This is a genomic window from Gordonia desulfuricans NBRC 100010, from assembly GCF_001485495.1.
GTDB classification, from domain to species: Bacteria; Actinomycetota; Actinomycetes; order Mycobacteriales; family Mycobacteriaceae; genus Gordonia; species Gordonia desulfuricans.
Map to the genome: position 1 here is coordinate 1 of NZ_BCNF01000144.1, position 19,409 is coordinate 19,409.

General features: G+C 68.3%; 20 protein-coding genes. 7 read left to right on the top strand and 13 right to left on the bottom strand.

The window, feature by feature from the left end; translation table 11 throughout:
• Positions 1 to 54: 54 nt before the first annotated feature.
• Both miaA and GD1_RS20695 read right to left on the bottom strand, forming a co-directional pair.
• The gene (miaA, locus tag GD1_RS20690; RefSeq protein ID WP_059039395.1) at positions 55 to 981 is read right to left on the bottom strand and encodes a tRNA (adenosine(37)-N6)-dimethylallyltransferase MiaA; all 927 of its coding nucleotides are present in this window, start codon (positions 979 to 981) and stop codon (positions 55 to 57) included.
• Positions 978 to 1,808: a class III extradiol ring-cleavage dioxygenase family protein gene (locus GD1_RS20695; protein ID WP_083534547.1), complete on the bottom strand. Its 831-nt coding sequence runs from the start codon at positions 1,806 to 1,808 to the stop codon at positions 978 to 980. Before GD1_RS20695 ends, miaA begins: the two co-directional genes overlap by 4 nt.
• A gap of 254 nt (positions 1,809 to 2,062) precedes the next feature.
• Here GD1_RS20695 and GD1_RS20700 point away from each other — a divergent pair, with 254 nt between their 5' ends.
• Entirely contained in the window at positions 2,063 to 3,457 is a 1,395-nt protein-coding gene (locus GD1_RS20700; protein ID WP_053776424.1) for a DUF349 domain-containing protein, read from the top strand.
• Between the two features lie 340 nt (positions 3,458 to 3,797).
• On the opposite strand, the gene GD1_RS20705 is transcribed toward GD1_RS20700, so the two are convergent.
• Both GD1_RS20705 and miaB read right to left on the bottom strand, forming a co-directional pair.
• Complete coding sequence (locus GD1_RS20705; protein ID WP_238403612.1) at positions 3,798 to 4,460, bottom strand: Rv2732c family membrane protein; 663 nt, start codon at positions 4,458 to 4,460, stop codon at positions 3,798 to 3,800.
• A complete protein-coding gene (gene miaB, locus GD1_RS20710) occupies positions 4,454 to 6,037 on the bottom strand; it encodes a tRNA (N6-isopentenyl adenosine(37)-C2)-methylthiotransferase MiaB (protein WP_059039389.1) in 1,584 nt (527 codons plus the stop codon). The genes GD1_RS20705 and miaB overlap by 7 nt, the downstream gene beginning before the upstream one ends.
• A 190-nt stretch (positions 6,038 to 6,227) precedes the next feature.
• Here miaB and GD1_RS20715 point away from each other — a divergent pair, with 190 nt between their 5' ends.
• Genes GD1_RS20715 through GD1_RS20730 form a run of 4 tightly spaced genes read left to right on the top strand, consistent with a single transcriptional unit; the run spans position 6,228 to position 9,561 of the window.
• Positions 6,228 to 6,956 carry an amino acid ABC transporter ATP-binding protein gene (locus tag GD1_RS20715; RefSeq protein ID WP_174519089.1) on the top strand — a complete coding sequence of 243 codons (729 nt, stop codon included), beginning with the start codon at positions 6,228 to 6,230 and terminating at the stop codon, positions 6,954 to 6,956.
• A gap of 1 nt (position 6,957) precedes the next feature.
• Complete coding sequence (locus GD1_RS20720) at positions 6,958 to 7,977, top strand: glutamate ABC transporter substrate-binding protein (RefSeq protein ID WP_020791615.1); 1,020 nt, start codon at positions 6,958 to 6,960, stop codon at positions 7,975 to 7,977.
• 16 nt (positions 7,978 to 7,993) lie between these two features.
• Positions 7,994 to 8,677 carry an amino acid ABC transporter permease gene (locus tag GD1_RS20725; RefSeq protein WP_059039391.1) on the top strand — a complete coding sequence of 228 codons (684 nt, stop codon included), beginning with the start codon at positions 7,994 to 7,996 and terminating at the stop codon, positions 8,675 to 8,677.
• Entirely contained in the window at positions 8,674 to 9,561 is an 888-nt protein-coding gene (locus tag GD1_RS20730) for an amino acid ABC transporter permease (protein ID WP_020791618.1), read from the top strand. Before GD1_RS20725 ends, GD1_RS20730 begins: the two co-directional genes overlap by 4 nt.
• Before the next feature lie 170 nt (positions 9,562 to 9,731).
• Here the strand turns inward: GD1_RS20730 and GD1_RS20735 are convergent, their stop codons facing one another.
• The 7 genes from GD1_RS20735 to pgsA all read right to left on the bottom strand — a co-directional run bounded on the left by GD1_RS20735 (position 9,732) and on the right by pgsA (position 15,326).
• Complete coding sequence (locus GD1_RS20735; protein WP_059039398.1) at positions 9,732 to 10,277, bottom strand: regulatory protein RecX; 546 nt, start codon at positions 10,275 to 10,277, stop codon at positions 9,732 to 9,734.
• Positions 10,277 to 11,320 (bottom strand): recombinase RecA, encoded by a 1,044-nt coding sequence (gene recA, locus GD1_RS20740; protein WP_020791619.1) that lies wholly within the window; start codon positions 11,318 to 11,320, stop codon positions 10,277 to 10,279. The genes GD1_RS20735 and recA overlap by 1 nt, the downstream gene beginning before the upstream one ends.
• A 318-nt stretch (positions 11,321 to 11,638) precedes the next feature.
• Positions 11,639 to 11,833: a DUF3046 domain-containing protein gene (locus GD1_RS20745; RefSeq protein ID WP_053776423.1), complete on the bottom strand. Its 195-nt coding sequence runs from the start codon at positions 11,831 to 11,833 to the stop codon at positions 11,639 to 11,641.
• A gap of 2 nt (positions 11,834 to 11,835) precedes the next feature.
• Positions 11,836 to 13,050, bottom strand: a complete 1,215-nt coding sequence (locus GD1_RS20750; RefSeq protein ID WP_059039392.1) for a glycosyltransferase — start codon at positions 13,048 to 13,050, stop codon at positions 11,836 to 11,838.
• On the bottom strand, positions 13,047 to 13,880 hold the full coding sequence (gene pspA / locus GD1_RS20755) for a phage shock protein PspA (RefSeq protein ID WP_053776421.1): 834 nt from the start codon (positions 13,878 to 13,880) through the stop codon (positions 13,047 to 13,049). The genes GD1_RS20750 and pspA overlap by 4 nt, the downstream gene beginning before the upstream one ends.
• A 180-nt stretch (positions 13,881 to 14,060) precedes the next feature.
• Complete coding sequence (locus GD1_RS20760) at positions 14,061 to 14,444, bottom strand: helix-turn-helix domain-containing protein (protein WP_020792898.1); 384 nt, start codon at positions 14,442 to 14,444, stop codon at positions 14,061 to 14,063.
• A 228-nt stretch (positions 14,445 to 14,672) separates the two neighbouring features.
• Positions 14,673 to 15,326, bottom strand: coding sequence for a CDP-diacylglycerol--glycerol-3-phosphate 3-phosphatidyltransferase (pgsA, locus tag GD1_RS20765; protein WP_053776420.1), 654 nt, complete (start codon positions 15,324 to 15,326; stop codon positions 14,673 to 14,675).
• A 182-nt stretch (positions 15,327 to 15,508) separates the two neighbouring features.
• On the opposite strand from pgsA, the gene GD1_RS20775 reads away from it, so the two are divergent.
• Together GD1_RS20775 and GD1_RS24830 are read left to right on the top strand one after the other, a co-directional pair.
• Positions 15,509 to 16,099 (top strand): amino-acid N-acetyltransferase, encoded by a 591-nt coding sequence (locus GD1_RS20775; protein WP_020792223.1) that lies wholly within the window; start codon positions 15,509 to 15,511, stop codon positions 16,097 to 16,099.
• Positions 16,100 to 16,220: 121 nt separating this feature from the next.
• Complete coding sequence (locus tag GD1_RS24830) at positions 16,221 to 16,511, top strand: YciI family protein (protein ID WP_020792221.1); 291 nt, start codon at positions 16,221 to 16,223, stop codon at positions 16,509 to 16,511.
• On the opposite strand, the gene GD1_RS20785 is transcribed toward GD1_RS24830, so the two are convergent.
• Entirely contained in the window at positions 16,487 to 17,518 is a 1,032-nt protein-coding gene (locus tag GD1_RS20785) for a TerC family protein (RefSeq protein ID WP_059039394.1), read from the bottom strand. The two genes, GD1_RS24830 and GD1_RS20785, sit on opposite strands and share 25 nt — an antisense overlap.
• 305 nt (positions 17,519 to 17,823) lie before the next feature.
• Positions 17,824 to 19,409: DNA translocase FtsK (locus tag GD1_RS20790; protein ID WP_244882929.1), on the bottom strand; the 1,586-nt coding region annotated here is incomplete at its 5' end.

Consider the following 19,409-nt stretch of genomic DNA (forward strand, 5'->3'; position numbering starts at 1 on the left):
TCGCCTGGACCGGCGGTTCGGCGAGGGCGTCAGGCAGGTGGATCGGCGAGGGCGTCAGGCAGGTGGATCGGCGAGTGCGGCGACGGCGCGCGCGGTGAGGTCGCCGGCGGCGGCATCGAGCCAGATCAGCCGGTGGTCGCGACGGAACCAGCGCCGTTGGCGGCGGACGTAGCGTCGGGTCCCGATGAAGGTGAGTTCCTCGGCATGCGCGAGGTCGTACTCGCCGTCGAGTGCGGCGAGGACCTGGGCGTAGCCGATCGCCCGGCGGGCCGTGACACCGTCGCGCAGGCCGATCTCGGCGAGCGCGGCCACCTCGTCGACCAGACCGTCGGCGAACATCGCCCGGGTACGGCGGGCGATCCGCTCGTCGAGTTCGGCGGTCTCCCGGTCGAGCGCGAGGATCCTGGTGCCCCACCGGGGTTCGCCGATGACCGGTGCCGATGCCGCGAACGGCTGCCCGGTGATCTCCACCACCTCGAGGGCCCGCACGATCCGCCGGCCGTCGGTGTCGAGGATCGCCGCGGCCGCGGCCGGATCGACCTCGGCGAGCCGACGATGCAGCGCGCCCACCCCGATCTCGGTGAGCAGCGCCTCGTAGCGTGCGCGGACTTGCGGGTCGGTGGCCGGGAACCGCCAGTCGTCGAGCAACCCCTGGATGTAGAGCATGGACCCGCCGACGATCACCGGTGTCCGGCCGGCCGCACGCAGCCTCTCGATGTCGGCGGTCGCCGCCACCTGGTACTGCGCGACGGTCGCAGTCTCGGTGACGTCGAGGACGTCGATCTGGTGGTGCGGGATGCCGCGCCGCTGCGCCGGCGGGAGTTTCGCGGTCCCGATGTCCATGCCGCGGTACTGCTGCATCGCATCGATGTTGACGATCTCCCCGTCGAGCGCCTCGGCAAGGTCGAGCGCGAGATCGGACTTGCCGACCGCGGTGGGACCGACCACGGCCACCGGCACCGGGCCGGTCACCGGGCTCACGGCGTCCACGTGGCGACCACATAGCCGACGCCGAACGGCGCGCCGGCGTAGTGGACATCGCTGCGGACCGGACGATCACCGACCAGCGCCGCGGCGACCTGCCATGCGGGCCGGCCGCCCACGCCCACGTCGCGGCAGTCCGCATCGGTCAGACGGGCGAGCGCACCACGATCGGCCGAACCGAGGGCTCCGTCGATGTCCTGTTGCAACGCAACGGCTTCCGCACGCAGTCCGCCGCCCGGGGCCTTGGCCGACAGGGCGGTGGCGCCGTCACCGACGACCAGCACCCCCACCGGGGCCGGATCGGAGTCGACACATGACGCGAGTGCGGCGCCGATGTCGGCGCAGTGGGCCGGATCCGCGGCCGGGGCCACCGTCACCGGCCGGATCGACTCGACACCCATCTGCCCGCGTAACCAGCCGGCGATCAGCATGGACAACGGCAGGCGGGGATCGAGCGGCCCGGGGGCGGTCGGCACGCCACGGGTGCTCAGGCGCACCGGCAGGTCCACCCCGAAGCGCGCGAACGTCCCGCTCGCCGGTTGACCCGCGTCGATCCGTGCCCGATCCGCACAGTCGAGATCTGCACCGTCGGGATCTGCACCGTCGGGATCGGGACCGTCGGGATCTGCATGACCGACACCGTCGATGGCGCCGGTCCCCTCGTCGGCCACACCGATCGCGATCCAGGACGACACGCCCGGGGTCGCAGCGGTCACCGCGGCCAGCACGGCATCGCGGACCGGGGCCGTGTCGGTGGCCTCGGGACCGGCCAGTTCGGGTACCAGTAGGGGCGCGCTGGGGACGAAGACCACGGACGCAAGCACGTCAACGACGCTAGTCGACCCGGCCGCACGATCGCTCGGCAGCGTCCCCCGGCAGCCTCGTCGAACACCCGCGGCCGCCGGGTAGCACACCTGCGACGACCCACCGGAGAGACGACATTGCCCGGCTGTGGCCCCATAACTGCCGCTGGGCTGCTTGAATGGGGAAGATCCCGGCGCACATCGGTGCGGGCCGGGACACGACAGTGACCGGCAGCCGTGACGCGCGGCAACCACGATGCGGGAGGGCACCTGCGATGACCGGAGAACAGAACACCGACGGCACGGACGCCGAGAACACAGCGGCACCGGCGACCACGTCGGAATCCGGGACCTCCCCGGCACCGCGTCCGGGCCCGAAACCCGGACCCAAACCGGGTCCACGGCCACGGCCGGCACCTGCCGGGCCGGTCACCCCGATCCCGGTGCAGGCCACCGACCCGCATCGGTACGGCCGGATCGACGACGAGGGCGTGGTCTGGCTGACCACATCCGCCGGTGAGCGCCGGATCGGCGAGTGGCAGGCCGGCTCCCGCGAGGACGGTCTGACGCATTTCGCCCGGCGATTCGACGACCTGGCCACCGAGGTCGAGATCCTCGAGGAACGCCTCGCCGCCCGGTCCGGTGACCCGAAGAAGTCCCAGCTCGCCGCGAAGCACCTGCTCGATTCGCTGCCCGACGCCGCCGTGATCGGTGACATCGACGCGCTCGAGAAGCGACTGTCGAAGATCGTCGGTGCGGCCGACGAGGTCGCCGACACCCTCAAGGCCGAGAAGGAACAGGCCCGGTCGGCGGCGATCGCCCGCAAGGAGGAGCTGGCCGCCGAGGCCGAGAGCATCGGCGCCGACTCCACCCAGTGGAAGGTGGCCGGCGATCGCCTGCGCGCGATCCTCGACGAGTGGAAGTCGATCAAGGGCATCGACCGCAAGACCGACGACGTGCTGTGGAAGCGGTATGCCAAGGCACGCGATGCGTTCAATCGTCGGCGCGGCGCGCACTTCGCCGAGCTCGACCGGGTCCGTGCCGGGGCCAAGGCCCGCAAGGAAGAACTGATCACCGAGGCCGAGGCGCTCTCGTCGTCCACCGACTGGGGTCCCACCGCGGGCAAGTTCCGCGATCTGCTGACCGAGTGGAAGGCGGCCGGCCGGGCGCCCCGCGACGCCGACGAGGCGCTGTGGCAGCGATTCAAGGCGGCTCAGGACGTGTTCTTCGCCGCCCGCAATGCGGTCGCCACCGAGCGCGACGCCGAGTTCACCGCGAACGGCGAGGCCAAGGCGCAGCTGCTCGACGCCGCCGAGAAGTCGATCGGGGCGGCCCCGGATCTCGAGGCCGCACGCCGCGAGTTCCGGGAGTTCCGGGACCGGTGGGACGAGATCGGCAAGGTGCCGCGCGAGCAGATGCACTCCCTCGAGGGGCGTGCGCGCAGCTTGGAGAAGAAGATCCGCGACGCCGAGAACGCCCAGTGGCAGCGCACCGATCCCGAGGCACTGGCCCGTGCGGCGCAGTTCGCCGACCGCGCCGCCCAGCTCGAGGAGCAGGCCCGCAAGGCCGACGAGCGTGGCAAGGGCCGCGAGGCGCAGAAGCTGCGCGAGCAGGCCTCCCAGTGGCAGGAGTGGGCGCAGGCCGCGCAGAGCGCGATCGCCGACCGCTGACACCCCGTACTCCGACGCACTCGGCCCCGAGACCACATGGTCTCGGGGCCGAGTGCGTCCGACCGGCCTCGCACCCCCGACGGCGGGCATCAGACAGCGACACCGTCACCTCAGCCGATCACCGTCACCGAGCGACCGCGCACCCCCAACGCTGATCGAGCCGACGAGGAGCGCAGCGACGAGACGTGTCGAAATCTCCGCAGGCCGAACACCGCAGGCGACCACCCCCAACGCTGATCGAGCCGACGAGGAGCGCAGCGACAAGACGTGTCGAAATCTCCGCACGCCGAACACCCGGGGCGACCACCTCAAGATGGTCGGACACCCAACGGGTCGGAACTCAGTCCTTGTCGTCGTTCTTCGCCGCTTCCGCGGCCGCGTCGAGGCGTTTGTAGAGACTCAGGGTCGCCGCCTCGCGGGCCGCGTTCTCCTGGCGACGCTGCTGTTCGAGGGCCAGGTGGTAGCTGCTGCGCGCCCAGACCACCCGCGACCAGTGGAAGGTCAGTACGAAGACCGCGATCCAGCCCAGGATCAGACCCACGCCCACACCCGACGGCGGTTCCACACCGCCCACACCGGGGGTGTTGCGGGTCCACCAGGCCAGCATGCCCGCCACACAGGCGATCGCACAGCCGCACAGGGCGATCCAGGCGAGGACCCAGCGTCGGGTCAGCAGCGCCAGCATCGAGAACCCGATGCCGAAGACCACCACGAGCCACACGAACACCCGCGAGGTGATCGCGACACGCTCGGTGATCGCATCCGGGGACATGGTCAGCACATCCAGGCCGTTGGCCGACCCGGTGTGCGGCAGCACCAACGACACCATCGCCACCAGCACTGCCACCGCGACGACGATGCCGCGGGCACCGGGGTCGATCTCACCGGCGACCTTGCGTTCGGCGCGGCGCAGATCCTTCTCGTATCCGGCCAGGGCATCGGCGGAGGCGAGATCTGCCCGGCCGTCCTCGCCCCGATTGGTCTCGTCGCTGTCGCTCACCATGTCCTCGTTTCCCCGGCGGGCACACCACAGCCCCCGGATTCGCAGCCGCCGCCGGTGGCGACGGAAGTACTCGGGCCGATGCCGGGGATGCCCAGTCCCACACCGACCGGCGGTGTGGTGGGGGTCCGGCTGGCCTCCACGGCATCACCGGCGCGCGTGCGCCGATGCGTGCCGATCCCGGCGTCGGCCATCAGATGGTGCGGTGCGGCGTCGGTCACCACGGTGGTGACGATGTCGCCCGGACGGATCGCCGGGGCGAACTCGCCCGGCCGGAAGTGCACCAGACGGCCGTCGCGGGCGCGTCCGGTCATGCGATGGGCGTCGGCGGACTTGCGGTTCGCGTCGGCGGTCACCAGCAGTTCCACCTCACGGCCGACGATCGCCTGGTTCTCCGACAGACAGATGCTCTCCTGCAACGCGATCAGACGCTGGTAGCGGTCGCGGACCACCTCCGGCGGCACCTGATCGGCCATGGTCGCGGCCGGTGTGCCCGGGCGCGGCGAGTACTGGAAGGTGAAGGCACTGGAGAAGCGGGCCTGCGCCACCACGTCGAGGGTCTCGGCGAAGTCCTCCTCGGTCTCACCCGGGAAGCCGACGATGATGTCGGTGGTGATCGCCGCATGCGGCATCGCCGACCGCACCTTCTCGAGGATGCCGAGGAACTTGGTGCGCCGGTAGCTGCGGCGCATGGCGCGCAGCACGCGGTCCGAGCCGGACTGCAGCGGCATGTGCAGCTGCGGGCACACATTGGGGGTCTGGGCCATCGCCTCGATCACGTCGTCGGTGAACTCCGCCGGATGCGGCGAGGTGAACCGCACGCGTTCGAGGCCGTCGATGTCGCCGCAGGCGCGCAGCAGTTCGGCGAACGCGCCGCGGTTGCGGGGCTGATCCGGATCGGCGAAGGACATGCCGTAGGCGTTGACGTTCTGGCCGAGCAGGGTCACCTCGAGCACACCGGCGTCGACGAGCGCCTGGACCTCGGCGAGGACGTCGCCCGGGCGACGGTCGACCTCTTTGCCGCGCAGCGACGGGACGATACAGAACGTGCAGGTGTTGTTGCAGCCGACCGACACCGACACCCAGCCGGAGTAGGCGGAGTCACGCTTGGCCGGCAGGGTCGACGGGAACGCTTCGAGGGCATCGCGGATCTCGACCTGTGCCGCCTCGTTGTGGCGGGCCCGGTCGAGCAGGGCCGGCAACGAACCGATGTTGTGCGTGCCGAACACCACGTCCACCCACGGGGCTCGGCTGAGGACGACGTCCTTGTCCTTCTGGGCGAGGCAGCCGCCGACGGCGATCTGCATGCCGGGGCGGCGCTGCTTGACCGGGGCGAGGTGCGAGAGGTTGCCGTACAGCTTGTTGTCGGCGTTCTCGCGGATGGCGCAGGTGTTGAACACGACCAGGTCCGCGTCGTCGTCGGCGTCGGCCCGCACGTACCCGGCGTCTTCGAGGAGACCCGCGATGCGCTCGGAATCGTGCACGTTCATCTGGCAGCCGTAGGTTCGGACCTGATAACTGCGCACCGAGCCGGTGCGCTCGTCGGCGCCGACAGCCGGCTCGGACAGGGAGATGCTCACATCGATCCAGGGTACGTGGCGTACGCAAATCGCCTCGTCGGGTCACCGCATGCGCCGATTCGGTTACATCGGAGAAAAAGTGCGTGTCGTTAACCAGCACGCCACCGGGTGGACTCGCTAGGGTCTGGAGAACATGACCGGATCACCGACCCAGGTACCGGAGCCGTCGGCCACCGCCACCGCTCCTCCGATGATCGCGATGAAGGACGTACAGAAGCATTTCGGAGAACTGCATGTCCTCAAGGACATCAATCTCGAGGTGCCCAGGGGCCAGGTCGTCGTCGTCCTCGGCCCGTCCGGTTCGGGTAAGTCGACGCTGTGTCGCACCATCAACCGGCTCGAACCCATCGACTCCGGCGACATCCGGATCGAGGGGAAGTCGCTGCCCGCCGAGGGCAAGGACCTCGCCCGGCTGCGCGCCGACGTCGGGATGGTCTTCCAGTCGTTCAACCTGTTCGCCCACAAGACGATCCTGCAGAACGTCACCCTGGCACCCACCAAGGTGCGCAAACAGAGCAAGTCCGAGGTCAACGCCCGCGCCCTGGAACTCCTCGAGCGGGTGGGCATCGCCAGCCAGAAGGACAAGTACCCCGCCCAGTTGTCGGGTGGTCAGCAGCAGCGCGTCGCGATCGCCCGCGCACTGGCGATGAACCCCAAGATCATGCTGTTCGACGAGCCCACCTCGGCCCTCGACCCGGAGATGGTCAACGAGGTCCTCGACGTGATGGTGTCGCTGGCCAAGGAGGGTATGACCATGCTCGTGGTGACCCACGAGATGGGATTCGCCCGGCAGGCCGCCGACCGGGTGATCTTCATGGCCGACGGTGCCGTCATCGAGGACACCGACCCGGACACCTTCTTCGACCATCCCAAGACCGACCGGGCCAAGGACTTCCTCGGCAAGATCCTGGGCCACTGACATGGGGCGCACACCGAACACCAGCCGCACCAGGACCAGGGGTGTCGTCGGTCTGATCGTGGTGGTGGGGGCACTGCTCGCGGCCACCCTGACCGCCTGCGGCAACACCGAACCCCGCAACCTGATCGAGTCGATACGCAGCGGCAAGGTCACCCTCGGCACCAAGTACGACCAGCCCGGTCTCGGCATCCGCAATCCCGACAAGACGGTGACCGGCTTCGATCCGTCGGTGTCGACCTACGTGGTCAACCACATCGCCGACGAGCTCGGGGTGGGACACCCGGAGATCACCTGGCGCGAGACACCGTCGGCGCAGCGCGAGACGCTGATCAACAACGGTGAGGTCGACATGATCGCCGCCACCTACTCGATCAACGCAGCCCGCGCCAAGAAGGTCGACTTCGCCGGGCCCTACCTGATCAACTACCAGGGTCTGCTCGTCCGCTCCGACGACGACTCGATCACCTCGCTCACCGACCTCGACACCGGCCACAAGAAGCTCTGCTCGGTCACCGGTTCGACGCCCGCACAGAACGTCAAGGCGCAGTTGCCGTCGGTGCAGCTACAGGAGTACGACTCGTACTCCTCGTGTGTGGAGGCGTTGCGCCGGAGCAAGGTCGACGCCATGACCACCGACGAGGTGATCCTCGCCGGCTACGCCAACTTCTACCCGGGCGAGTTCAAGATCGTCGGGATGACCTACCCCAAGGACGCCTGCGTCAAGGACGTGCTCAAGACCGCCGGAACCCCGTTCTCCAAGGAGAACTACGGCATCGGCATGGCCAAGCAGTACCCCGACGCCGTGGTCGCGGTGAACAAGGCGCTCCAGAAGATGATCGAGACCGGAGCCTGGGACAAGGCCCTGCGCGAGGCCATCGGCAACGCCTACGTCGACGAGATGATCGCCCGCGCCGAGCACGACTCCCAGTACAAGTTCTTCCCCTCCCCGAGTGTCGAGACGGTCGAGAGCATCACCGATCCGACCACGACCCCCACGCCGTGCCCGGCGGGCTTGAGCTGAATCGAGGTGAACACAGATGAGTGAACTCTGGTCCGACATGGGGCCACAGCTGTGGCCCGCATTCTGGGTGACCATCCAACTGACCTTCTGGTCGGCGATCGGATCGCTGATCCTGGGTGTGGCGCTCGCCGCGATGCGGGTGTCGCCGGTGCCGGTGATGCGCTGGTTCGGGGCGACCTACGTCAACATCGTCCGCAACACCCCGCTGACCCTGATCGTGCTGTTCTGTTCGATCGGCCTCTACCAGAACCTCGGTCTGGCCCTGGCCCCCGACAACGAGAACTTCATCAAGAACAACAACTTCTGGCTGGCGGTGACCGGCTTCATCCTCTACACCGCCACCTTCGTCTGTGAGACGTTGCGGTCGGGATTCAACACCGTCCCGATCGGTCAGGCCGAGGCGGCCCGCTCCCTGGGCCTGCCGTTCACCCAGGTGTTCGGCATCATCGTGCTCCCCCAGGCGATGCGGGCGGTGATCGGCCCACTGGGCAGTGTGCTCATCGCACTGACCAAGAACACCACGATCGCCTCGGTGATCGGTGTCAGTGAGGCGTCACTGCTGATGAAGGAGGAGATCGAGACGTACTCCGATCAGATCGTCGCGATCTTCATCATCATCGCGGTCGGATTCATGATCATCACCCTTCTCGAGGGCGCCGTCTTCGGCTACCTCGCCAAGCGACTGGCGGTGAAGCGATGAGCGGTGCAACAGTCCTCTACGACGCGCCCGGGCCGAAGGCCAGGATCCGCAACGCGATCATCGCGGTGGTGTTCGTGGCGATCATCATCGCCGTGGTCGCCTACGTGCTCGTGGTGCTGGCCGGCAACGACCAGCTCACCTCCGAGAAGTGGAATCCGTTCATCATCGGAACCACCTGGACCACCTACATCCTGCCCGGCCTGTGGGGCACGCTGAAGGCGGCGCTGCTGTCGATCGTGCTCGCGATGATCCTCGGCTCGGTGCTCGGCATCGGCCGGCTGTCCGATCACGCGTGGGTGCGAGCCCTCGCCGGTCTGTTCGTCGAGGTGTTCCGCGCCATCCCGGTGCTGATCCTGATGATCTTCGCCTACTACCTGTTCGCCGACTACGCGGTGTTCCCGTCGTCGCAGCTGGCATTCGCCGCGGTGGTCACCGGCCTGACGCTGTACAACGGATCGGTGATGGCCGAGATCCTGCGCTCGGGTATCCAGTCCCTGCCGAAGGGACAGACCGAGGCGTCGATGGCCCTGGGGCTACGGAAGTCGCAGATGATGCGGATCATCCTGCTCCCCCAGGCGATCACCGCGATGCTCCCGGCACTCATCTCGCAGATGGTGATCGCCCTGAAGGACTCCGCCCTCGGGTATGCGATCGGATACGTCGAGGTGGTCCGCTCGGGTATCCAGTCGGCGTCGTACTACGGCAACTACCTGCCCGCGCTGATCGTCGTCGCGATCGTGATGATCGTGATCAACTTCGGGCTGTCGTCGCTGGCCACCTTCGTCGAGAAGACCCTGCGGCAGGGGCGTCGCAAGACGGCCGCCCCAGATCCGGGAACCGCCGACATCGCGGCCTCGGAGAACCTGCCGACCTTCGGGAAGTAGACCTCCCGCACCTCGACCCCGACACACCGAAGCGCTCGCCGACCATCGAATGGTCGGCGAGCGCTTCGCTTCGGGTGACATCATCGTCGCTTCGCCGAGGTGACAGCGTCAGCGCTTCGCCGAGGTGACAGCGTCAGCGCTTCGCCGAGGTGACAGCGTCAGCGTTTCGGTCAGTGGTCGGCGAGCGCTTCGTTCAGGGCCTCACCGACCACCTCGAGGGCCATCGACTGCGGGTAGCCGCGACGCACGAGCATCCCGGCCAGCCGCCGGAACTGTTTGTCGCGAGCCATGCGGTCGGCGAGGGCCTCGTCGATCACCCGCGGTGTGAGCTTGCGGTCCACCAGCCGGCGCGCGACGGCCCGCTCGTCGTCGGGGTCGATGTCGGACAGCGCCGACTCGATGGTGGATGCGTCGACGCCCTTCGCCTTGAGTTCGTGCCGCAGCGCCACCCGGCCACGGCCGGAGTTGGCGCCACGGGACCGCACCCATTCGGTCGCGAAGTCCTCGTCGTCGAGCAGGCCGGCCTTGTCCAGGCGGGCCATCACGTCGTCGACGGTGTCGGCGTCGAATCCCCGGCGCGTCAGCCGCTCACGCATCTCGTTACGGGAACGAGCCCGTACCCCGAGCAGACGCAGTGCCGCATCCCAGGCGCTGGGTTGCTTGCGTCCGTCGGTGTCCGGGCTCGTCGTGTCGTGCGGATCGATGACGGTTCCGATCAGAACTCGACCGGAGCCGGGGCGACGTCGTCGGCGTCGACGGTGGCGCCGATGCCGAGCTTCTCCTTGATCTTCTTCTCGATCTCGTCGCGGACATCGGTGTTCTCCCGCAGGTACTTGCGGGCGTTCTCCTTGCCCTGGCCCAGCTGGTCGCCCTCGTAGGTGAACCACGAGCCCGACTTGCGGATGAAGCCCTCGGCCACACCCATGTCGATGAGCGAGCCCTCCTTGCTGATCCCCTGGCCGTAGAGGATGTCGAACTCGGCCTGCTTGAACGGCGGGGCGACCTTGTTCTTGACGACCTTGACACGGGTACGGTTACCGACCGCGTCGGTGCCGTCCTTGAGGGTCTCGATCCGGCGGACGTCCAGACGCACCGACGAGTAGAACTTCAGGGCCTTACCGCCGGTGGTGGTCTCCGGCGAACCGAACATCACGCCGATCTTCTCGCGCAGCTGGTTGATGAAGATGGCGGTGGTCTTGGAGTTGCTCAGCGCCGAGGTCATCTTGCGCAGCGCCTGGCTCATCAGGCGGGCCTGCAGACCCACGTGCGAGTCGCCCATCTCACCCTCGATCTCGGCCTTGGGCACCAGCGCGGCCACCGAGTCGATGACCAGGATGTCCAGGGCGCCGGAACGGATGAGCATGTCCGCGATCTCGAGGGCCTGCTCACCGGTGTCGGGCTGCGACACCAGCAGGGCGTCGGTGTCGACGCCGAGACGCGCCGCGTAGTCGGGGTCGAGGGCGTGCTCGGCGTCGATGAACGCCGCGATACCGCCCTGGGCCTGGGCATTGGCGACGGCGTGCAGGGCCACGGTGGTCTTACCCGACGACTCCGGGCCGTAGATCTCGACGACGCGGCCGCGGGGCAGTCCGCCGATACCGAGCGCGACGTCCAGGGCGATGGAACCGGTGGGGATCACCTCGATCGGCTGGCGCGTCTCCTCACCGAGTCGCATCACCGATCCCTTGCCGAAGCTCTTGTCGATCTGGGCCAAGGCCAGATCGAGGGCCTTCTCACGATCCTGGGGTGCTGCTGCCATGGTCTCTCCTCGAGTCGTCCGCCGGGGCTTCCGGGGGGTGTTCATACGTATCCGATCTGCGGGTTGCCGTTGCCATCGCGTAAGCGATTGCCGATGTCGCAACGCACGCTACGCAACGGGTCCGACAATCTCATTTGACGCACGGATACCCGCCACGGTTCCGCCTTGCTCCAGGATGAGGGAACATCTGTTCGATGACAAGTAGGACATGCCGCGTGTCGCATCGGAAACGCACGATCGCCATGGCCGGCGATCGCCGTCGATCACCCTGCGAATCCCCCGCGGCCGGTCATCCGACCCGGCCGCCCGAAGACCACATCACCACAGGTGACGGGGCACGTCGAAGTCCCGGCAGATCGCCACCCACACATCCCGCGGGTCCACCCCCGCCTCGATCGCCTGGGCGCCGGTACGGCCGCCGAGCTCGGTGAGCACATGGTCGGTGAGGATCGCATCGGCCGACATCGTGCCGAACTGTTCGGTGATCCGTTCGGTGAACTCGGTCAATCGCATCGTCACATGTCTCCTTGCTCTCCATCCCGGGAGTACCGCGGATCCGCCCGGACGTGCCGTCGCGCGATCCGGACCGGATCGGTCACGTCGGCGATACTCGCGGCGACCCGGGCCGCCGCGCGGGCATACGACGGCTCGCCGAGCACCCGGTGCACGGCATCGGCCACCGCCACCACGGTCAGCGGACGCACCAGCACCCCGCTGCCCTGCCGGGCGACCCGGTTGGCCAGTTCCCACTGATCGCCACCGCCCGGGACGGTGATCACCGGCACCCCGGCCAGCAACGCCTTGGACAGCATCCCGTGCCCGCCACCGCAGATGACGAGGTCGGCCTCGGCGAGCAGCAGATCTTGTCGGCCCAACCCGGCCACCACCGGCCGCCCATAGCCGTCGAGAACGTCGTCCGACGGCGGAGTGAGCGACGAGATGACCACGCGCACAACGGGTTCGACGTCCACGGTCCGTAGTGCGTCGAGCACCACCGACACCATGTCGGCGGCGCCGATCACCGCCGTCGACGGTGCCACCATGATCAGCGGACCGTCGCCCGGGGGCGGCGTGAACACCTCGGTGGTGGGTTCCCACAGCAAGGGACCGATCACGTGCGCCGACTCCGGCCAGTCCGGCCGCGGCACCTCCAGTTCGGGCAGTGTCGCCACCATCCGCGGCACCGGTGCCGCCGGCACCGCCGACAACCCGATCGAGGTGCGTGCGCGGGCCCGCTGACGATCACCGGTGCGCACCGAGACATTCGACGCGGCGCGCAACAGCCCGTCCCGCAGCCGGCCCCGCACACCGACCCCGGGGGCCATCCCGGTCCCGATCGGCGGCAGGCCGCGCGAAGGCAGGTACAGCGGATGCGGGACCAGCTCGATGGCCGGGATCCCGGCGAGTTCGGCGGCCCACAGCCCGGCGACGGTGATCACGTCGGAGATCACGAGGTCGACGCCGCGAGTGGCGAGGACCGGCGCGAGGTGGACCGCCATCCGGGCCGCCCGCACACTCAGCTTGGCGCCCGCATCCTCGTCGTCATCGTTGACGGTGGCCTGCAGTCCCGGCAGTTCGGCAACCTCCACACCACGGGCCGCGGCCACGTCATACCACTGCAACCCGGTGTAGACGACCGCCGAGATGCCTTGTGCGGCAAAACGTTCCGCAAGCGCGAAGGCAGGAAAGGCATGGCCGGCGTCGGGGCCGGCGACTATTGCGACCTTCAGTTGCCGGCCTGCGGGGGCTCGGTGGTGGGCTTGGTCAGGCCCGGTCCGGCGGGCTGGGCATCGGGTGCCGCGATGTTCGGGGTGGCGGCACCACCGGCGGGCAGCGACCCGCCGGACATGCTCGCGCGGATCTGCTCGAGGCGTGCGTGCCCGGCCATCTGGATGCCCGCCTGCTCCACCTCGGCCATCCGGCCCTGGACCGAGTTCTTGGCCAGTTCGGCCGAACCCAGCGCATTGGCGTAGCGGCGTTCGATCTTCTCGCGGACCTGGTCGAGGCTCGGGGTGTTACCCGGCACCGACAGCTCGCTCATCTGGTTCAGCGAGGCCGAGACCTGCTCCTGCATCTTGGCCTGCTCGAGCTGGCTGAGCAGCTTGGAGCGCTCGGCGAGCTTCTGCTGCAGCATCATCGCGTTGCGTTCGACGGCCTGCTTGGCCTGCTGCGCGGCCTGCAGCGACTGGTCGTGCAGCGACTTGAGGTCCTCGACGCTCTGCTCGGCGGTCACCAGCTGGGCGGCGAAGGCCTCGGCGGCGTTGGTGTACTCCCCTGCCTTCTGGACGTCACCGGCCGCGGCGGCCTGGTCGGCGAGGGTCAGCGCCTGACGGGTGTTGGCCTGCAGCCGCTCCACCTCTTCGAGCTGACGGTTGAGCTTCATCTCCAGTTGACGCTGGTTGCCGATCACCGAGGCGGCCTGCTGCGACAGCGCCTGGTGCTGACGCTGGGCGTCCTCGATGGCCTGCTGGATCTGGATCTTCGGGTCCGCGTTCTCGTCGATCTTCGCGTTGCCGAGTGCCATCAGGTAGCGCCACATCTTCACGAACGGGTTCGCCATGCTTGTCGTCCACTCCATTCCGGGGTTTCACGATCCCCGTGCCGCAACAGGATCTGCACAGCACCAGATCGCGGCTTGAGGGGTTCGCAGCTCTGGGTCTCGTAGCCTCGCACACCAATCTAGCGCCTCGGGACCCACCCGCGGTGCCGACCGCCATTCAGTCGATCGAGCGGCGCGACCTCAGGCCGCGGCGAGCGTCGCGGCCCGGTGATGGACCTCGGGTGCGGCGATGACCACCTTCGAGGCGATCGCCGCATCGGCGTCGACCCCGGCCGGCACGACGGCGGCATCCCGGTCGACACCGACCACATCGGCACCCACCGCGACGGGTTCGGGCCGCATGGCCGCACCCACCTCGAGCAGCAGATCGGCGATCTCCACATCGAGGGCATCACAGATGGAGGCGAGCAGTTCGCTCGACGCCTCCTTCTGGCCGCGTTCGACCTCGGACAGATATCCCAGGCTCACCCGGGCATCGGTGGACACCTCACGCAAGGTCCGGCCCTGCTGGGTCCGAACCCGGCGCAGACTGTCGCCGAGCGCCTCTCGCAAGAGCATCGCCATCGGGTCTCCTCTCGTAATCCCGGCCCGCCCACCCATCACGGGAGAGACGGACCATGGATGCAACGTCCGGGAGCGCTCTCGCGTTCCCGGTTCGTCACGTTCCCGGCTCCATCGTGCCGACGTCACCCTGCCGATGATCGTCGCGCGGTGTGGACGACAGTAGTCGAAGATGCCGGTGGTCGCCGCACGGTATGGGGCGCGTCGCGGACGGATTCGCCCGATGTTCGCTCAGGGCGCAGTGCCGGCGCGGGCCCCGGCACGCAACCGGATCGCCTGCCAGACGTAGTCGAGGCCGGTGGCCACGGTGATCACCACCGCCAGCCACATGATCACCAGCGCACTCGTGTGCCAGAGACCGCTCAGCGGGAACAGCAGCAGTCCGATGCCGATCGCCTGCAGCAGTGTCTTGAGCTTCCCGCCGCGGCTCGCCGGGATCACGCCGTGGCGCAGCACCCAGAACCGCAAGGCGGTCACACCGAGTTCGCGGACCAGGATGATCGCGGTGACCCACCAGGTCAGCTCGCCGAGGATGGACAGGCTGACCAGAGCCGCCCCGATCAGGGCCTTGTCGGCGATCGGATCGGCCATCTTGCCGAAATCGGTGACCAGACCTCGTCCGCGCGCCAGCCGGCCGTCGATGTGGTCGGTGACCGCGGCCACCCCGAACACCAGGGCCGCCGCGACCCGCCACCACGTGTCGTGTCCGCCGTCGACGAAGAGCACGACGACGAACACCGGGACCAGGATGATCCGGAACACCGTCAGCGCATTGGCGATGTTGACCACCGGAACCGGGTCGACGGGGTCGGCGATGTGATCGGGTCCACGCCCGATGTCGGCCAGCCCCTGCTCGTGCACCGCCCGGCGCATCCGGTCGGTCACGCGCAGGCACCCCGGTCGGTGGGGGTCGCCACAGGCCGCCGCTCATTCGATCGCACGATCACCAGGGTATCGGCCCGGACACCTGCACCGGTCGGCGGATCCGCGCCACCCCGGCGGACACGCCCGGGACAGCGGTCGCCCTGCGAGCACGAACGGTTCCCGGTGAGGGCAAGATTGACCGCATGCACAACGATGACGACGTCGATCCCGCACCCACCGGTGCCCCGGAGCCCACCCCGCAGCCCGCGGACACCCGACCCGACGTCGTCATCCGCCGCGCCCGCACCTCCGATGTCCCGACCATCAAGGCGCTGATCGACCAGTACGCCGGCCGCATCCTGCTGGAGAAGAACCTCGTCACCCTCTACGAGTCGGTGCAGGAGTTCTGGGTGGCCGACGACGACGGCACGGTGGTCGGTTGCGGCGCCCTGCACGTGTTGTGGAGCGATCTCGGCGAGGTCCGCACGGTGGCCGTCGACTCCAACTGTTCCGGCCGCGGTGTCGGACACCTGCTGGTCGGCCGGCTGATGGACGTCGCCCGGGAACTGCAGCTCGACCGGGTGTTCGTCCTGACCTTCGAGACCGCCTTCTTCGGTCGTCACGGATTCCGCGAGATCGAGGGGACCCCGGTGACCAAGGAGGTCTACGAGGAGATGTGCCGCTCGTATGACACCGGTGTGGCCGAGTTCCTCGACCTCAGCTACGTCAAACCCAACACGCTGGGCAACACCCGCATGCTCGCCGACCTGCACGCCCCGGCAGAGATCTCGTGACGGCAGCCGCCGGCCGATCCCCCACACCCGATTCCCCGACGACCCCGCTACCGATGACCCCGCTACCGACGACCCCGCTACTACCGACAACCCCGATCCCCGACACCCAGGAGTGACACACGTGGCGACCTTCGCAGTCCACTACAGCTACGGCCCGGCCAAGGCCGCGATCCGCGACCGCCTGCGGCCCGACCACCGCCGATGGCTCGGTGAGGAGAACAAGGCCGGCAACGTGCTGCTGGTCGGTCCGTACGGCGACGGCACCGGTGCGCTGCTGCTGGTCCGCGCCGAGGGCGGACTCGACGGCGCCGAGGCCTTCATCGCCAACGATCCGTTCATCGCCGGGGAGGCCGTCGACGCCGTCCGCGTCCTCGAGTGGACCCAGGTCTACGGACCCTTCACCGAATCCTGAGGTTCCTGCGGGTCCCGGGACGACATCTGCTCGTCCCGGGAACCCCGTGACCGCAGCAGGCTCGCCACGGTGGTGATCGCCAGCGTCGCCACGATCACGCCGAGCGACAGGGGCGTGCTGATCTCGGGTACCGCGACGTGCTCACCACCGTTGACGAACGGCAGCGTGTTCTCGTGCAGGGCGTGCAGTACCAGCTTCACGCCGATGAAGGCGAGGATGAACGACAGTCCCATCGAGAGGTACACCAGCCGGTCGAGGAGTCCGCCGAGCAGGAAGTACAGCTGGCGCAGACCCATCAGGGCAAAGGCGTTGGCGGTGAACACCAGGTACGGCTCGGCGGTCAGCCCGTAGATCGCCGGGATCGAATCCAGCGCGAAGAGCACGTCGGTGAAGCCGATGACGATGAGCACCACCAGCATCGGGGTCACCATGCGCTTGCCGCCGATCTTGGTGAACAGGCGGTCGCCGTCGTAGTCGTCGGTGGTGCGCAGGTACTTCTTGAGGAAGCGCTCCAGGCGTGTCTCCCGCTGCTCCTCGTGGTCGACCGGGTCGTCGCTCTCGCGCAGCAGTTTCACCGCGGTGAGGATCAGGAACAGACCGAACAGGTAGAACACCCAGCTGTAGGTGCTGATCGCGGCGGCGCCGACGGCGATGAAGCCGGCACGCATGACCAGGGCCATCACGATCCCGAGCAACAGCACCTTCTGCTGGTACTCACGGGGCACCGCGAACTTCGCCATGATGATCACGAAGACGAAGAGGTTGTCCACCGAGAGGGCCTTCTCGGTGACATATCCGGCGAAGAACTCACCGCCGTAGGTGGAGCCCCACTTCCACCACACGAAGCCGCCGAAGGCGATCGCGATGGTGATGTAGACCGTCGACCAGAACCCGGATTCCTTGAGGGACGGGGCGTGGGGGACGCGGACGTGGGAGAAGAAGTCGAAGACGAAGAGTCCGAGGATCACCAGACAGGTGATGATCCACAGGGTGGGCGAGACATGCATGGGTGCGACCTACCTCCAGCGCGCAGCACAATGGTTGCGATGCCGGAGGTCTCTCCCACCGGGTGCGACGACGAACGTCGATCACCGGCCGACGTCCCGGAGCGGCGGCCACGTCGACGATCTGCGTCGGGTGACCGGCGACCGTACTGACGGGAACGCCGTGAGAAGGGGATACTCCCCTCCAAGATCGTTGCCCAGCCTAACGCAATCGGGCATCCACCGCACAATCGCGGTGGATGCCCGATCCGTCGGACCGGCCCGAGGCGGCCGGTCGTCGCGGTGCCGTTCGTTGCGGTGCCGGGCGGTCAGCCCGCGTCGCCGGCCGCATCGTCGTCTCCACCGCCGGTGATCGAGGCGATCACACCGGCCAGGTCGTCGGGTTTGACGAGCACCTCGCGGGCCTTGGACCCCTCGCTCGGGCCCACCACGCCACGGGTCTCCATCAGATCCATCAGGCGACCGGCCTTGGCGAAGCCGACACGCAGCTTGCGCTGCAACATCGACGTCGACCCGAACTGACTCGACACGACCAGCTCGACGGCCTGCAGCAGATCGTCGAGATCGTTGCCGATATCGGAGTCGATGTCCTTCTTGTCGCCGGCCTTGGCGGTGGTGACACCCTCGGTGTACTCCGGCTCGGCCTGCTCCTTGGTGTAGTCGACGACGCCGGCGATCTCCTCGTCGGTGATGAACGCACCCTGCATGCGGACCGGCTTGTTGGCCCCCATCGGCAGGAACAGTCCGTCGCCCATACCGATCAGTTTCTCCGCACCCGGCTGGTCCAGGATGACGCGCGAGTCGGTCAGCGACGACGTCGCGAACGCCAGCCGCGAGGGCACGTTGGTCTTGATCAGACCGGTCACCACGTCCACCGACGGGCGCTGTGTGGCGAGCACCAGATGGATACCGGCGGCACGCGCCTTCTGGGTGATCCGGACGATCGCGTCCTCGACGTCACGCGGGGCGGTCATCATCAGGTCGGCGAGCTCGTCGACGATCGCGATGATGTACGGGTACGGCTTGTAGACGCGCTCGGAGCCGAGCGGGGTGGTGATCTCCCCCGACCGCACCTTGGAGTTGAAGTCGTCGATGTGGCGCACCCGCGACGCCTTCATGTCCTGATACCGCTGCTCCATCTCCTCGACCAGCCACGAGAGTGCGGCCGCGGCCTTCTTGGGCTGGGTGATGATCGGGGTGATCAGGTGCGGGATGCCCTCGTACGGGGTCAGCTCCACCATCTTCGGGTCGATCAGGATCATCCGCACCTGATCCGGGGTGGCCCGGGTCAGCAGCGACACCAGCATCGAGTTGACGAAGCTCGACTTACCCGAGCCGGTGGAACCGGCGACCAGCAGGTGCGGCATCTTCGCCAGGTTGGCGCTGACGAAGTCACCCTCGATGTCCTTGCCGAGGCCGATCACCAGCGGGTGCGTGTCCTTGCGGGTCGACGACGACTTGAGCACGTCGGCCAGGCGCACCATCTCACGGTCGGAGTTGGGCACCTCGATACCGACCGCCGACTTACCCGGGATCGGGGCGAGCAGGCGCACGTTGTCGGTGGCGACGGCGTAGGCGATGTTGCGTTGCAGCGCAGTGATCTTCTCGACCTTCACGCCGGGCCCGAGCTCGACCTCGTAGCGGGTCACCGTCGGTCCACGCGTGTAGCCGGTGACCGCCGCATCGATCTTGAACTGTTCGAGGACGCCGGTGATCCGGTCGATCATGTCGTCGTTGGAGCGGCTGCCCTGCTTGAGCGGCTCTCCGTCGATCAGCAGGCTGGTCGGCGGCAGCCGGTAGTCGCCCTCGGTGGGCTCCACCGCGAACGGCATGGCGTCGTCATCGTCGTCGGCCGTGACCGCCGGGGCCGCGGGCTTGGGGGCCGCAGCACTCG